Raw genomic sequence first — 15,210 nt, 5'->3', positions numbered from 1 at the left:
TCGTTTGAAGGGACTAAACGCCCTGCTCCTTGGTTGCCTGAATATCCACCGGCGGCACCCCCAAGTCCTGCCACTTCTCCGGATGGCAGGTAAACAGCAGTATCTGATGCCGGCTGGCCGCATCGAACAGGATGCGTTTCATGTCTTCCAGTCGGTCGCTGTCACTGTGCACCAGGGTATCGTCCAGGATGACCAGCGTTGGCCTTCCTGCTTCGCGCAGAAGATCGGCATAGGCCAGACGGCTGATCAGGCCCATCTGTTCCCTGGCACCAAAACTCAGTTCAGTGATCTGCCCCAGTTCGGTCCCCCGGCTGAAGGTGCCCGGGCGTAGCTGTTCATCCACTTCCAGCGACGCTTCCGGAAACAGCACTGAAAGGTAGTGGTTCAGGTGTTTCTGCAACGGCGCCTGCAGTCGACGTGTCAGGGCCTGGCGCTTTTCGGTGAGCAGGTTCAGCAGCAGATCCAGTGCCCGGGCCCGGCGATGCAATTCCTGATAGCGGCGGTTGCACTGGTCGTACTCCGCCTCTTTCTCGTTGAGCTGTTCTTCCAGACCTTCCGCCCCCCAGGCTTCGAGCCGGACTTTGATATCGCGCAGTTCGCGGCCCCGGTTCTCCTGCGTCTGGCGCAGCTGATTGACCGCATTCTGGTAGCGTTCGATGTCCTGCTTAAGAAAGTCCGGGCGAGCGTCGCGGATTTCCCGTTCGCGGCGTTCGAGGCTGGCTTGCAGTTCGGCCTGCTGTTTTTCGATGTTCGCAAGATCGGTCGTTATCTCACGAAGTTTCTGCTGCCTTTCCGGGCTCTTTTCTTCATCCGCCACCCGCTGCCATTCGGTTTTGGCGTTATCCCGGGCCTGTTTCAGCGCCGACAGACTGGACTGGTGCGCGCGCTCATCGGATTCGGCTTTGTCCAATGCGGTGCCAGCCCGGGCGAATGCCGCCTCTGCTTCTTCCAGGGCCGGCACATGCTCTTGCGGATCCGGTTTGGGCGTGGCTTCCAGTTGTGTTTTGGCTTTCTCCAGCTCGCCCTCTGCCTCGTTCTGGTCGGAAAAAAGTTGCTCAAGGCCTGCCGGTGCCAGAGATTTAAACAGCTCGTCGGCATGCTTCACGGCTCGTCCAGCACTTTCAAAGGCGGAAAGACGATCCTCCGCCTGCGCTACGGATTCCACGCCAAGGGTTTTCAGCTGTTCTTTCAGGTTTTCCTCAAGGGCTTTTAGCTTCCTCCGGGTGCTGGCCAGCTCTTCCCCGCCCGGCGTTATGCCCAGGGTACCCACGCCTGGAATAACCAGCGTCGATTCTTCCAGAAGCTGTTGCTCGCCTTGTCCGGTAAGCGATTCATCGTTCAGCGTCAGTGATTCGCCAGCATCCAGCTGCCAGCTCAATCGGGTGGCGATGGTCCGTGAGCGAATGGTCTCTTCGTTCAACTGGTTCCCCGTTGCTCGCAGCTTTTTGACCAACTCTGCATCAATGCGGTTTTCCCTGGCCTGTTGCCTGGCCTGCTCCAGCTGCTGGTGGTATTCCTTTGCTTTGGTAAGGTTCTGGGTCAGCACTTGTTTTTGCTGTTCAAGCCGGCGGGCATCCTGCTCCAGCCGCTCCCGGGTTTGCAGCAAACCCGCAAGTTTCCGTTGCTTTTCCGCTTGCTCATAGGCGGTTCTGGCTTCGCTCAAACGGCCTGCAATCATCGGAGTTTGGGCTTCTGCGGTGGCGAGGTCTCGCTCTGCTCGGTCCAGTTCGGCTTTTCGGCCTTCAAGCTGGCGACTGAGCCCTTCCAGGTGTTCCTTGTTCTGCTGCAGCAGGCGGTGGTTCTGCTGTAGCTGGCTGAGTGTGGCTTTCTCCTGGTTCTGTTGCTGCTCCAGGCGCTCAACCTGCTGATATCGCACCCGGGCTTCCTCGAGCTGGCGCTGGGCGTCTTCCCATGGGCGCTCGGCCTCGGCCTGATCATAGTCCTGGGTCAGTTTGCCAAGCCGGTCGACCTGCTCCTGGTATTTATGCACCCGCTCCTTCAGCTCTTCAATTTCAAGTTCATATTGAGCGCGGTCTTTTTCCAGTTTCAGGTAATCGCCCCGGGGCTTGCCGGTGCCGGTCAGCAGGGTGTCCCGCTGGCTGCGAACCGTCTCGATCAGGTCGTCGCCGCCGGAGCTGGCCACCTCTCCGACCATGGAATTCAGTGCAGACTTCAGATGATCACCGGCATGCTCTATGGCCTGTTCGATGTCCTGCCCGGTGCCCTGCTCCACCCACAGCAGTCCCGGTATGCCCCAGTGTTCGGCTTTGCTGGCGCCCCGTTTCGGGTACTGGTACCCCAGTAATTCAGCCAGCTTTTCTTCGGCGTCGTCTTCACTGTAGGTCTCGGTGCCGACAACGAGGTCGCACCGTTTGCGCTGGAGAAAGCTTTTGGTGAGGCGCCAAACACGGTTGTCGTGCTCGAAATCCAGCTCGATGGTGGGCGCCGCGGCGGAGTCACCCCAGGGGCGCAGGTCGTCTACGGCCGTTGAACGGTAGCGCTCGAAAAACGCGGCACGGATGGCACGTACCAGCGTGCTTTTGCCGGACTCGTTGGGGCCATGGATCAGGTTGAGGCCGGGTTGCAGGTTGTCCAGAACGAAGGGTTTGCGGAACTGGCGCAGCTGTTCAATGCGCATTCGCTGCAGCTTCATTGCCCCACCTCCTGTTCCCGCTCCCTGGCGATCCCGGCCAGGATCGCCAGGGCATCCCGGGCGACATCGTCCTGGGCCCCTTCCTGCAGCTCCCGCAGGCTTTCAACCACCTCGCCCACGTAGCCATCCGCTTTCAGGGCCGCGATGTCTTCATCGGTAGGTGCAAGCTGAAGCCCGCTCCGCTCACAACGAAGACTGCGGAATCGCGCTTCGGCAACCGACAAAGCCTTCAACAGGGTTTCCTCGCCGGCCAGGGTCACCGAGCCCTCAAGGCGCAGATCAACCACGGCGGATTCCGGCAAGGTGTTCAAACGCTCCAGCAGCTGCTCAAGATCGGAGTGGACTGCCAGGGTTTCCCGCCATTGGTGCCATTGATACCGCCCCGTTGGGAGCGAGGTTACTTTCGGGGTTGCCCCGGGTTCGGACACTTCAACGATCAGGGCATTCCCCGCTTCGTTGTTCCGGAATCGTTCCGGCTCGGGCGATCCGCTGTACCAGGTGCGTTCATCGATCTGTTTGGTGCCATGCCAGTCGCCCAGGGCGAGGTAATCGAGCCTGCTGGCTTTTGCTCGATCCGGCGCGATGGGGTTGGTTGAGTCAATTTCGTCCGGCAACAGGCCCTGGACGCTGCCGTGGGCCAGGCCGATTCTGATGAAACCTTCAGGGGTTTCGTAGCCGCTGAATGGCTCGGTCAGATCGCCGTAGGTATGGCGCTGAGTCAGTGGCGCGCAGAGGATGCTAAGGCGCTGGGGTTCCAGATCAATCACCCCGGGCTGCAGCGCCAGATGGACGTTCTCCGGCACCGCCCCCAGGCGTTGGGCTCGCGTCCACACGCTCTCTGCCAGGGCGGCATCGTGGTTGCCTGGCAGCATGACCCAGGGGCCGGCAAACCCCTTTGTGGCGTTGAACACCCTGCGAATTGTTCGGTCGGAGACCGTTTGCGCATCAAAGACGTCGCCGGCCACCAGGACCGCATCGCACTGATGTTCATTGGCCAGCTGCGCAAGTGTTTCAATGGCCTCGAACCGGGCCTCGACCAGGGCTGCACCGTCTTCGGTCTCGAAACGGGTAAAGGCCCGGCCCATCTGCCAGTCTGCCGTATGCAAAAACTTTGGCATTTTATCTACCTGAAAGATCTGGAAATTTTGGCGTTATTCTAGACTACCCGCGACAACTTTACAGAGGCGGTACGACAATCAACGTCGTTAGGAGGGAATCGGTTTGCTTGGGAAGCTACGCCGGGCTCAACCTGCAGGCTGCATACTTGAACTCCGGGATCTTCCCGAATGGGTCCAGGGCCGGGTTGGTGAGCACGTTTGCTGCCGCCTCCACAAAGGCGAAGGGTACGAACACCATGCCCTCCGGCATGGTCTGGTCGGCCCGCGCCGTCAGGGTGATGGTGCCGCGCCGGGTGGCAATTAGAATGTCATTACCCGGAGCTACGCCCAAACGATCCAGCTCCGCAGGTGCCAGGTAGGCTGCCGCTTCCGGCTCACGCTCATCCAGCACCCGGCTGCGACGGGTCATGGCGCCGGTGTGCCAGTGTTCAAGCAATCGCCCGGTGGTCAGCACGATGGGATAGGCATCATCCACCGGCTCATCCGGTGGCAGCGGGCTGGCCGGTGAGAATCTGGCACGGCCTCCTGCGCGCGGGAAGGCATCGGAGAAGACAACGTCCTGGCCCGGGGCGTCATCCGCGGGGCATGGATAGGTGACTGACCCCTCGCGCTCCAGGCGAGACCAGGAGATATGATCCAGTGAGTGCATGCCCTGCTTCATTTCTTCAAACACCTGCTCGGGACCGGCGTAGTTCCAGGCCAGCCCGAAACGCCGGGCGATTTCCTGAACAACCCACCAGTCGGGCTTTGCCTCTCCCGGCGGAGCCAGTGCAGCACGGCCCATTTGCACCTGGCGGTTGGTGTTGGTGACGGTGCCGGATTTTTCCGACCAGGCGGCGGCAGGCAGGATCACGTCGGCAAACTGGGCGGTCTCTGTGGCGAAGAGGTCCTGTACCACCAGGTGCTCCAGGGCAGCAAGCGCGGCCCGGGCGTGGGTCAGGTCCGGGTCGGACATTGCTGGGTTTTCGCCGAGGATGTACATGCCTTTGATCGTGCCCGCCCTGATGGCATCCATAATTTCCACCACGGTGAGCCCCGGCTTCGGGTCCAGTTCGGTGTTCCATAGCTCTTCGAAGGCGGCGCGCAACTGGGCATCCCCGACCGGTTGGTAGTCGGGCAGCACCATGGGGATCAGGCCGGCATCGGAGGCGCCCTGCACGTTGTTCTGCCCCCGCAATGGGTGCAGACCAGTGCCGGGCCGGCCGGTGTGGCCGCATGTGAGGGCCAGGGAAATCAGGCAGCGGGCGTTGTCGGTGCCGTGCACGTGTTGGGAGATGCCCATGCCCCAGAAAATCATCGCTCTGTCAGCCTCGGCGTAGGCTCGGGCCACTTCACGAATGGTGTCGGGCTCAACGCCACACACCGGGCTCATCACTTCCGGGGTCATGCCTTCAACGCTGGCTGCCAATGCCTCGAAGCCTTCGGTGTGGGCGTCAATATAGGCCTGGTCGAAGAGCCCTTCGCTGATGATCACATTGAGCATGGCGTTGAACAGTGACACGTCGCCACCCGGCGAGAAACGCAGGCTGCGCCAGGCATAGGCATCCAGCGCCTGGCCCCGGGGATCGATGATGATCAGCTTGGTGCCGTTGCGTGCCGCCTGCTTGAAGTAGGTGGCGGCCACCGGATGGTTTACCGCCGGATTGCAGCCGGTGAGGATGACCACATCCGCCTCAAGGGCCTGCATGAAGGAGGCGGTCACGGCGCCGGAGCCCAGGCATTCCATCAACGCGGCCACGGAGCTGGCGTGGCAAAGCCGGGTGCAGTGATCAACGTGGTTGGAGCCGAAACCGGTGCGCACCAGCTTCTGGAACAGCCAGGCTTCTTCGTTGGAGCACTTGGCGCTGCCGAAGCCGGCGAGCGCGTCCGGTCCGTGCTGGGTTTTAAGTTGGGTCAATCCCCCTGCCGCCAGATCCAGCGCTTCTTCCCAACTCGCCTCTCGAAAGTGCGTTAACGGATGGGCCGGATCAAAGTCCGGGTCGAGGCCCTTGGGGACGCCCTCCCGGCGAATCAGTGGCCGGGTGAGCCGCGCCGGGTGTGAGGGGTAATCAAAGCCAAAACGGCCTTTCACGCAGAGCCGGCCCTGGTTTGAGGGGCCGTCTTTGCCTTCAACAAACAGAATGCGTCCTCGCTGCTCGCCTATTCCTGATTCAGCAGGAGCGGGCTCGTCTTTCACGTGATAGGTCAGCTGGCAGCCCACGCCGCAATAGGGGCAAACGGAGTCCACGGTGCGGTCGGCGGTGGCGGAGTCTCCGTGGCCCTGGGCATCAATCAGGGTAGCGGGCATGAGCGCACCTGTCGGGCAGGCCTGGACGCATTCGCCACAGGCAACGCAGGTGCTGTCGCCCATGGGATCATCGAAATCAAACACCACTTTGGAAGCGGCACCGCGGTGGGCCAGGCCGATGACATCGTTGCCCTGCACTTCCCGGCAGGCGCGCTCGCACAACCCGCAGGTGATGCAGGCATCCAGATTCACGTTCATGGCAGAGTGAGTGGCGTCATGGCCCCGGGCGTGGGCCAGCTCATCCGACCGCGGCGCCACATGGTGAACCGTTGGTTCTTCTCGCTCTGAATGGGCCGGGAGGCGTTGGCGCACGGCAGCTGCATCAATCGCCAGTTGGTCAGCGGTTTCCCACAGATGGCTTGAACGATCGGGACTACTATCTCGGGCAGGTTGATCCGCCAGCAATAATTCCAGAACAGCTTTCCTGGCTTCCTGGGCTCTGGTGGAAACGGCACTTCGTACCACCATGCCGGGCTTGGCCTCGCGGATACAGCTTGCGGCGAGCACCCGCTCACCCTCCACTTCCACCATGCAGGCGCGGCAATTGCCATCGGCGCGGTAACCCGGGGCGTCTTTGAAGCAGAGGTGCGGGATGGTCTCGCCGGCGCGCCTGGCCACCTGCCACAGGGTTTCGCCGGGGTGGGCCTGTACTTCCACGTCGTCCAGGGTCAGAGTGAAGCTTGTGGTCGCAGCGCTCATGGCTCTTTTCGATTCGCTCATGGCTGCCTCCCTACCCTTTGGCGATCAGTTTTTGGCTGGCGAGTTCGCTTCGGAAGTCCCGCAGCAGGCTCAGTACCGGATTGGGTGCGGCCTGGCCGAGACCGCAGATGGACGCATCCGCCATCACTCCGGCCAACTGCTGGAGCGTTTGCTCATCCCAGGTATCCCGCTCCAGCAAGGTGAGCATTTTCTCGGTGCCCACACGGCAGGGCGTGCACTGGCCGCAGGATTCGTCCGCGAAGAAACCCAGCAGGTTGGCAGCCGCCGCCTGCAAATCGTCCTGATCCGACAGCACGATCACGGCTGCGGAGCCGATGAAGCAACCGTGTTCCTGCAGGGTGTCGAAGTCCAAAGGGATGTCGGCCTTGCTGGCCGGCAGTATGCCGCCGGAGGCCCCGCCGGGCAGGTACGCCAGCAGGCGATGCCCCTCGGCCATTCCACCGCAGTACTCCTCGATCAATTCATTGAGGGTGATGCCAGCGGGTGCGACGTGCACACCGGGCCGAGCAACCCGGCCGGACACCGAAAAGCTGCGAAGCCCCTTGCGACCATGCCGCCCCTGGCTGGCGAACCAGTCTGCACCCTGGGCGTGAATGCGCGGAATCCAGTAAACGGTCTCGACGTTGTTAACAAGGGTGGGCTGGTTAAACAATCCCTTCTGGGCCACGAACGGCGGTCGATGGCGTGGCTTGCCGGGTTTGCCTTCCAGGGACTCGATCAGGGCGGATTCCTCGCCGCAGATGTACGCGCCCGCGCCCCGGCGCAGGATCACAAAACCGGGTTCTACGATGCCGGAAGCTTCCAGTTCGGCAACGGCGTCTTTCAGCACACGGTGCAGGCCGGGATACTCGTCCCGCAGGTATATGTAGAGGGCCTTCGCCTCAACCGCCCAGGCGCTGACCAGTGCACCTTCCAGGAAGACGTGGGGTTCTCGTTCCAGGTAATAACGATCTTTGAAGGTACCCGGCTCTCCTTCGTCGGCATTGATCACCGCATAGCGTGGCCCGGATTCGGCCCGCACCGCCTGCCATTTGCGGTACGTGGGGAACCCGGCGCCGCCCAAGCCGCGCAGACCAGCCTGCTGAAGTTCTTCCGCAAGGGACTCGACAGTAACCCGACTGTCGCGGCAATCCTTCAGCAACTGGTAACCACCCACCGAGCGGTAATCCGCCAGCTTTTGCCAATGGATTTCGTCGGGTTGAACCTGCTTTTGTTCGACTGCCGCACCAACCGTCTGGACTGTGGCGTTGCATACATGATGTTGTCCCACGGCCACCACGGGTGCTGTATCGCAGCGCCCCATGCAGGGCGCGTGGACCACACGCACCTGGCTCGGATCAGTCCCATCGGCCAGTGCCTTGTGCAGAGCCCCTGCGCCCGCCAGTTGGCAGGAAAGCGAGTCACAGACCCGTAGCGTTATCTCAGGCGGCGGGGCTTGTTCATCGTGAATGACGTCGAAATGGGCGTAGAAAGTGGCCGTTTCATAGACGGCGGCCATGGGCAGGTTCATGAAAGCCGCAAGGGCCCGAAGGCGGGCCATGGAGAGGTAACCGTCTGCGTCCTGCAGTACATGCAGGTGCTCGATAAGGCGATCGCGGTCTCGCAATGACGAATCGACACGTTCGTCACCGATCAGGTCCCGCAGCTCCGACAGTACCGCCGGTTCCAGTTGACGGCCACGTAGAGCAGAGCGCCGGCGTTTGACCATCTTATCGTCTGTGCTCATTGTTGTTGACCAGGCGCCGAGGTATCAAAGACAGCCTTGCCGACTGACTTGACTAGTTACCCATCATTGAAGCATATGAGGCCGGGATGACGCCAGATAATGGAAAGCAGCATGAACCAGGTCGCGGTTTTGAAACCGGGGGGGTGGGTTTACGAGCGGGACACAGGCGACGTTTCCGGGTCATCAGAATGTATGGTGGCCTGGTCGGCACTCGTGACCGGGTCTGGGACGGTTCTCGGGTCGAGCTCAAACACTTTTGGCGTTGAGGAAGGCAGGTTGGTGTACGCGCCTTTATCAACGATCGCAATTTGGGAATGGCGATGAACATTCAGAAGAATGTAGAGCCCGGTCAGCGTCAAAGCGACCATGGCCACCAGGAACCCCGACGTTGGACCCATGGCGAGGGCGAGGCCGCCTGCAAAAGCGGGGCCTGCCGCCGCGCCAATCCCGTAACACAACAGCAGACCCGCGCCAATATCTGCAGTATCTGTCGGTGTTCCAACGCGATCATTGGCGTGGGCCAGAGCAAGAGGGTAAAGCGAGTACAGAATACCGTGGAGCACCGCCAACAGAGAGAAGACCACGACCAGTTCAAGGCTCCCTCCCCAGATCAGGGCAAATGCGCAACTGGCACTGATCAGTGTCGCGCCGGAAATTACCCTCCGGCGTTCGTAATGGTCGGACAGCATCCCCACGGGCCATTGCAGAACCAGGCCAAGGATAACGGGTACACTCATCATCAGCGCCACGCCAGACGTATCCAGCCCCAGAGAGACCGCGTAAATGGGTCCCAGCGCCGTAAGTGCGCCCGCTGAAAAGCCGGCTGCAGAGGCTGTCATTAAACTGACTGTCGAGACGCTCTTGATGCGGCGCCAGCTGGCGGGCGCGTATTGAGGTATTGCCGGCGCGTCGGTACGCCAAAACAGTACCGGCACTGCAGCGAGGCACAGGATAATCGCCGCAACGCTGAATGGTTGCCAGAGCGTGTCTCGAAAAAAGACCAGGAACAGCGGCCCGATTCCAATGCCTCCGTATACCGCAATGGTGTATACCGCAAGCACCCTCCCTCGTGCCTCAAGGCCGGAGGCACTGACCAACCAGGCTTCAACCACAACTGCTGCCGCAGCAATACTGGCACCATGGAGCAGTCGCGTTATTCCCCAGAGCCACAGCGCATCAACCATTGGGAGGAACAGGACAGCAACGATAACGATTCCGAGCAGACCACCAAACGCGCGGATATGGCCTATTCGGCTCACAAGCAGCGGGCTTAGAAACGCTCCGAGGCCAAACCCCAAGAAGTAGCAGGCCGTTACAAAGCCCGAGGCGGAGCCGCTTGAGAGACGAAGGGGAACCAGCGTATGAGTCAGGCCCTGGCTTGTGTACATCAACACGGTTGCCAGTAATAGAACCGCCAGCGATGCCAGTTTGGGTGCCACTGGCAGATGGGTGGTGGCGTCTTGGTCCATTGGCGGTTCGCTATTCCCTGTCATGGGTGCATCAGTCAACTGTTCTGGGGCCAGGGCGCGCACTTAACCTTTGATCAAAGAAAACAGGGAGGCTGACGAGGGCGCCACTCAGCCCAGCGATAACCCAGTCCTCAAAATGCAGTGGGCGTAGCTGGAGTATGGCCGAAAGCCGGGGTTCCTGGATGAAGATGAATGCCGAAAGGATGGCACCACCGAACACTGCCCACGCCGCGACACCGCGAAACTGGCTCAAAACCGCCGTAATCCCGGCCCCGGCAAAGATCAGAGCCGCGAGGGCCATAGCCCGGGCATGTTCAATGTCGCGCCCTACGCCAAGACTTCTTACGTAGCTCCAGTAAATCAGCGCTGTCACAAGCAATCCGGTAATCACGATCACGACGGTTCGACGGGAATCAAAGAAATTCCGCACGCCCTTCGATGGGTGAGTCTGGAGAACATCACTTCGGGCGGCGCTTTGAAAAACGAGCAGCGCTGTTGGGTGAATAATCAATTCGAGCCACACAATGTGGATGGGTAAATAGAGGATCGGGAAACCCAGGAACGGGATCAGGGCAGCCGTCAGAACCAACGGTATGTGAATCATCAGGAGATATTGGAAACTCTGCTGCAGGTTGGCGAAAAGCTGTCGCCCCTCAGCAATTGCTCCCACGATGGTCCGAAAATTATCGTCCATCAATACGATCGAAGCCACTTCCCGGGCAGCTCGAGTTCCTCGTTCGCCCATGGCGATGCCTATATCAGCACTCTGCAGCGCGGGCACATCGTTAACGCCGTCCCCTGTAACTGCAACCAGCTCACCCTTGGCTTGGAGATGCAGCACCAGGGCGTGCTTCTGTGCTGGAACGGCGCGGGCAACGACATCTATTTGATCAATTCCGGTTTCTTCGTTGCTCGCCAGGCGGTGTTCTAACTCATCACCCGTGATGACCACGGGTAATTGACCACCCAACCCAATTTCCGAGGCGATAGCCCGGGCTGTTTCCGGATGATCTCCAGTCACCATGATGACTTTAATGGATGCCGCTGTGCACTGCGCCACAGCGTCTTTCACGCCATCACGAACCGGATCCTCGAAAGCCAACAGGCCGGCAAAAGTGAACTCATCAGACGGCTCCTCTGCCCCCTCATCCACCCAATCGCGCGACGCGCATGCCAGAACCTTATGACCTTCCGCTGCCAGTTGATACACCTGAGTTTGCCAGTCGGCCAGTTCTCCAGAGGAAAGAGTGCACAAAGAAAGAACGGTTTCCGGAGCCCCTTTTACCACGGCCCTCAGCCTGCCCTGTTCCTCCACGACAGAGGTTTCCCGTTTACGATCCTCGGTAAACGGGAAATTTGAAACGACTTTTGCCTCTGTGCCCTTGCCATACGCCGCGACAATCGCGTCATCCATTGGATCGCCCGAGTCGCGGCGGGATGCCCCAACGGCCAACTCCAGAAGGCGGTCGGGAGGTATTTCGTTCCCTGGGAAATAATGAGCCAGGGTCAGCCGGCCTTCCGTGAGCGTTCCGGTCTTGTCGCAACAGATGGTTGTTACTCTTCCGATATTCTCGACGGCGACGGCCCGCCTGACCAGTGCCTTGCGTTTGGCGAGTCGATAGACGCCGACTCCCAGAAAAAATGTCAGGACGACTGGAAACTCCTCGGGAAGGGCTGCCACCGCCAGGGTTACCGCAGCGATAAGCGCGTCAAGCCAACCGTATCCCTGGTAGAGTCGCACGGCCGCCAGAAGAACGCAGAATGCCAGTGCAACCAGCAACAGACTGCCGACCAAACGTGCCACTGCCCGTTGCAGAGGTGTCCTCTCGTGACGCCCGCCCAGGGCAGTACGCACGATCTCGCCGTACACGGTTTCTCGCCCGGTAAAGACGACCCGCAGATGAGCCTTGCCAGCAAGTAGACGGGTTCCCGCGAATCCCCAGGTTGAGTCATCAACAGTCAAGTCGGTACTCGATACCCAGGTGGAATCGGAGGCCACTTTCTGCACAGGATAGGCTTCTCCGGTCAGTGCCGATTCGTCCACCTGCACAGATTCGGCACTAACCAACAGACCGTCTGCGGGAAACGGCTCGCCAATGGAGACCTCCACCAGATCCCCTGGCACAAGCTCAGTGGCGTCCACATTCATCGTCTGGCCCTGCCGAACAACGGTGACACGCGTGGCCAATAGATCGGCAAGGGTGGCTGTGGAGGCCTGTGTCCTTCGGTGCAGGTACGCGTCCATGCCGAGGAAAGGAATCAACGCAACGAGCAAAACAAGCGATTCGGTGCGGCTGCCTGTAAGGAAGAAAATGACACTGGTACCCATCAGGAACCACAACATCGGATCCCGCAACGTGTCCTTGAGTAAGGCCCCCCAGCCACCGCCGGGCATTTCAACGATCAGGTTGGTACCGTATTGTTGTCGAAGCTCAAGGACGCCCTCGGGAGTAAGACCGGACAAGCCATCGGGCAACGACTTTAAACGCTCACTTGGGATGATTCTTTTCATGAGACAATCCCGGCCCCGCCCATCTTATCCCGTGTGTTGAATACATAGCTGGCGCCACACACTTTCGCCACCTCAACAGGCAACGCAGCGGCTTCCTATCCACCGAACACACTCTTCCGATGAAGAATTCAGCAAGAAGCCGGGACTGGGGAGCAGGCGCAGGGCGGGATCAGATGAACGAGAGCGGAATTCGCTGAACCGTGTTCACTGGCAGGGATTTCCGTATGTGAACCCCGGCCACAATTCGGAACGAATAAGGGGAGACTGATCTGTTTTCAGGGATAATATTGGAGGCGCGGGTCGGAATCGAACCGGCGTACACGGAGTTGCAGTCCGCTGCATAACCACTCTGCCACCGCGCCGGAAAAGATCGAAGAGATCGGATCTTTGTGCTCTCAGGTGGGCATTGAGAGACTTGAAATTGGAGCGGGAAACGAGATTCGAACTCGCGACCCCAACCTTGGCAAGGTTGTGCTCTACCAACTGAGCTATTCCCGCTCTTTGTTTCCGGGGCATTGCCTCGTCAACGGCTGCGTATTCTACGGATTACCGTTCGGGCGTCAATAGTTTTTTATCAAGTTTTTGTTTTACTGGAGATTGTGGGTAAAGTTTGGCCAATCGCGGTGCCGGATGCAATCATGCGACTTGCATACTGGCGGAGAACCTTTGCACTCTCTAAGCTAGTCACTGGCAGGCAACATCACTCAGGGATTCGACAGAACGTGCCCAGTCCTGATTCTTCCGAGCAGACCGATCCACAAAGACCGTCCTCCAAACCCGGATCCGTAACCGTTGAAGCCGGCACCCTGAGGGTGACGGATGACTGGCTGTTGAGCCATTACCGGTCGCTGGCTTCCCTGGCTTCGTCGATGTCTTCCAGGGATACGAGTCGATTATCCATCGACCTCTCGGGACTGGATCAGATTGACACTGCCGGTGCATCGCAGTTGGCCTCCCTGATCGGCCCGGAGCGCTTGCTTGAAGCTGCCTCGGCCGCTGGCGACTTACCCCGTGAAAAATCCGCGCTGATTGCCGCCGTCTGCGAGGCAATGAAGAACCAGCCCAGGCCAGATCGGCGCACACCTTCCCTACTCTGGAGCTTTGTGACCGGCACCGGCCAGAAGGTTGAAAGCATCTTTCGGCTGCTGTGGATTCTTGTGGGTTTTATTGGCCAGACACTGGGCACCCTGGCCTGGAACCTTCCCCGGCCCTGGCGGTGGCGGATGACGCCCTTTGTGGCTGCGGTTCATGACACCGGCCTGAATGCCCTGCCCATCGTGGCACTGCTGACGTTTCTGGTGGGCGCTGTGGTGGCTTTTCTGGGTGCAACCGTGCTGGACGATTTCGGCGCCACCATTTATACGGTCAACCTGGTGGCGTTTTCCTTCCTGCGGGAATTCGGGGTGCTGCTGGCCGCAATACTTCTGGCCGGTCGAACCGCCAGCGCGTTTACCGCTCACATTGGCGCCATGAAGGTTAACGAGGAGCTGGATGCCATCCGCACCCTGGGCCTGAACCCCATTGAACTGCTGGTGCTACCCCGGGTTATGGCGATGATGGTGAGCCTCCCCATTCTCACCTTTGTGGGCATGATCTCGGGCATGGTTGGCGGCGCCATGGTCTGTGCCCTGGTGCTGGATATCTCGCCGACGCAGTTCATGGCCATCGTTGAGCGGGACATTGCCCTACAGCATTTCGTTGTTGGCATTGTGAAGGCGCCGATCTTTGCCTTCCTGATTGCCGTCATTGGCTGCCTGGAAGGGTTCAAGGTGGCTGGCAGTGCCCAATCAGTGGGCGAACACACCACTTCCAGCGTGGTTCAGTCCATCTTTATGGTGATTCTGCTGGATTCCATTGCTGCACTATTCTTTATGGAAATGGGCTGGTAATCATGGCGTTAATGGCGGCACCTTCGAATACTGAAGCCAGAAACAAACCGGTGATAGCGGTGCGGGACCTGTGCAACCGCTTCGGCGAGCATGTTGTGCACGAGAACCTCGACCTTGACCTGCTGCGGGGCGAAATACTGGGAGTAGTTGGCGGGTCGGGAACCGGCAAAACGGTGCTTTTGCGCAGTATCGTTGGGCTGAATACGCCCGCCTCGGGCCATATCCGGGTGTTTGGCGAGGATCTTATCCAGCTTTCGGCACGGGCACGCTCCCGCATAGAGCAACGCTTCGGTGTTCTGTTCCAGGGCGGCGCCCTGTTTACCTCCCTGAACCTGCAGGAGAACATCGCCGTTCCGCTGATCGAGCACGCGGGCCTGAAGCGGCCCGAGGCTGAACAGCTGGCCAGGATGAAGCTGGCGCTGACCGGTTTACCTCCGGATGCAGCGGTTCGTTACCCGTCTGAACTCTCCGGCGGTATGGTGAAACGGGCGAGCCTGGCACGGGCCCTGGCACTGGATCCGGAAATCCTGTTTCTGGATGAGCCCACGGCGGGCCTGGACCCCATTGGGGCAGCGGCATTCGACCGGCTGATTGTGACGCTCCGGGATGCCCTGGGGCTGACCGTGTTTCTGGTCACCCATGATCTGGACACCCTGTACTCAACCTGTGACAGGGTTGCGGTACTGTCACAGCGCAAGGTACTGGTAGCTGATACGCTGGAGGCTGTTGCCGCCACGGAGGATGAGTGGATTCAGGACTACTTTAACGGCCCCCGTGGCCGGGCGGCGAGCTACGCATTCAGGGACCATTCGAACAAACGGAATCAGGAGCAGTAA

Annotated in this window: 8 protein-coding genes and 2 tRNA genes; 2 read left to right on the top strand and 8 right to left on the bottom strand. The window is 60.0% G+C overall.

Features of this window, described 5'->3' with window-relative positions:
- Positions 1-13 precede the first annotated feature (13 nt).
- The 8 genes from ACO06L_RS02630 to ACO06L_RS02595 all read right to left on the bottom strand — a co-directional run bounded on the left by ACO06L_RS02630 (position 14) and on the right by ACO06L_RS02595 (position 12,983).
- Positions 14-2,653, bottom strand: a complete 2,640-nt coding sequence (locus ACO06L_RS02630; protein WP_202346649.1) for an AAA family ATPase — start codon at positions 2,651-2,653, stop codon at positions 14-16.
- Positions 2,650-3,771 (bottom strand): metallophosphoesterase family protein, encoded by a 1,122-nt coding sequence (locus tag ACO06L_RS02625; RefSeq protein ID WP_202346650.1) that lies wholly within the window; start codon positions 3,769-3,771, stop codon positions 2,650-2,652. Before ACO06L_RS02625 ends, ACO06L_RS02630 begins: the two co-directional genes overlap by 4 nt.
- A gap of 115 nt (positions 3,772-3,886) precedes the next feature.
- On the bottom strand, positions 3,887-6,778 hold the full coding sequence (fdhF, locus tag ACO06L_RS02620; RefSeq protein WP_202346651.1) for a formate dehydrogenase subunit alpha: 2,892 nt from the start codon (positions 6,776-6,778) through the stop codon (positions 3,887-3,889).
- 10 nt (positions 6,779-6,788) lie between these two features.
- Positions 6,789-8,504, bottom strand: a complete 1,716-nt coding sequence (locus tag ACO06L_RS02615) for an NADH-ubiquinone oxidoreductase-F iron-sulfur binding region domain-containing protein (protein ID WP_202346652.1) — start codon at positions 8,502-8,504, stop codon at positions 6,789-6,791.
- Between the two features lie 149 nt (positions 8,505-8,653).
- Positions 8,654-9,973 (bottom strand): MFS transporter, encoded by a 1,320-nt coding sequence (locus ACO06L_RS02610; RefSeq protein ID WP_202346653.1) that lies wholly within the window; start codon positions 9,971-9,973, stop codon positions 8,654-8,656.
- Positions 9,974-10,004: 31 nt separating this feature from the next.
- The gene (locus tag ACO06L_RS02605; protein WP_202346654.1) at positions 10,005-12,485 is read right to left on the bottom strand and encodes a cation-translocating P-type ATPase; all 2,481 of its coding nucleotides are present in this window, start codon (positions 12,483-12,485) and stop codon (positions 10,005-10,007) included.
- 288 nt (positions 12,486-12,773) lie between these two features.
- Positions 12,774-12,847: transfer RNA gene (locus tag ACO06L_RS02600), tRNA-Cys, on the bottom strand.
- A 60-nt stretch (positions 12,848-12,907) separates the two neighbouring features.
- A tRNA-Gly gene (locus ACO06L_RS02595) sits at positions 12,908-12,983 on the bottom strand.
- 224 nt (positions 12,984-13,207) lie between these two features.
- On the opposite strand from ACO06L_RS02595, the gene ACO06L_RS02590 reads away from it, so the two are divergent.
- Positions 13,208-14,374 carry an MlaE family ABC transporter permease gene (locus tag ACO06L_RS02590; protein WP_202346655.1) on the top strand — a complete coding sequence of 389 codons (1,167 nt, stop codon included), beginning with the start codon at positions 13,208-13,210 and terminating at the stop codon, positions 14,372-14,374.
- 11 nt (positions 14,375-14,385) lie between these two features.
- Complete coding sequence (locus tag ACO06L_RS02585) at positions 14,386-15,210, top strand: ABC transporter ATP-binding protein (protein ID WP_202346656.1); 825 nt, start codon at positions 14,386-14,388, stop codon at positions 15,208-15,210.

Source organism: Marinobacter sp. (genome assembly GCF_965229985.1).
Lineage (GTDB): Bacteria > Pseudomonadota > Gammaproteobacteria > Pseudomonadales > Oleiphilaceae > Marinobacter.
Note: the sequence above shows the minus strand (reverse complement) of the source record. Positions and strands in the feature narration are given on the sequence as shown.

Bases quoted from the DNA above. Each gene is read 5' to 3' on its own strand.
- ACO06L_RS02630 (WP_202346649.1), bottom strand. From the start codon at position 2,653: ATGAAGCTGCAGCGAATGCGCATTGAACAGCTGCGCCAGTTCCGCAAA.
- ACO06L_RS02625 (WP_202346650.1), bottom strand. From the start codon at position 3,771: ATGCCAAAGTTTTTGCATACGGCAGACTGGCAGATGGGCCGGGCCTTT.
- fdhF (WP_202346651.1), bottom strand. From the start codon at position 6,778: ATGAGCGAATCGAAAAGAGCCATGAGCGCTGCGACCACAAGCTTCACT.
- ACO06L_RS02615 (WP_202346652.1), bottom strand. From the start codon at position 8,504: ATGAGCACAGACGATAAGATGGTCAAACGCCGGCGCTCTGCTCTACGT.
- ACO06L_RS02610 (WP_202346653.1), bottom strand. From the start codon at position 9,973: ATGGACCAAGACGCCACCACCCATCTGCCAGTGGCACCCAAACTGGCA.
- ACO06L_RS02605 (WP_202346654.1), bottom strand. From the start codon at position 12,485: ATGAAAAGAATCATCCCAAGTGAGCGTTTAAAGTCGTTGCCCGATGGC.
- ACO06L_RS02585 (WP_202346656.1), top strand. From the start codon at position 14,386: ATGGCGGCACCTTCGAATACTGAAGCCAGAAACAAACCGGTGATAGCG.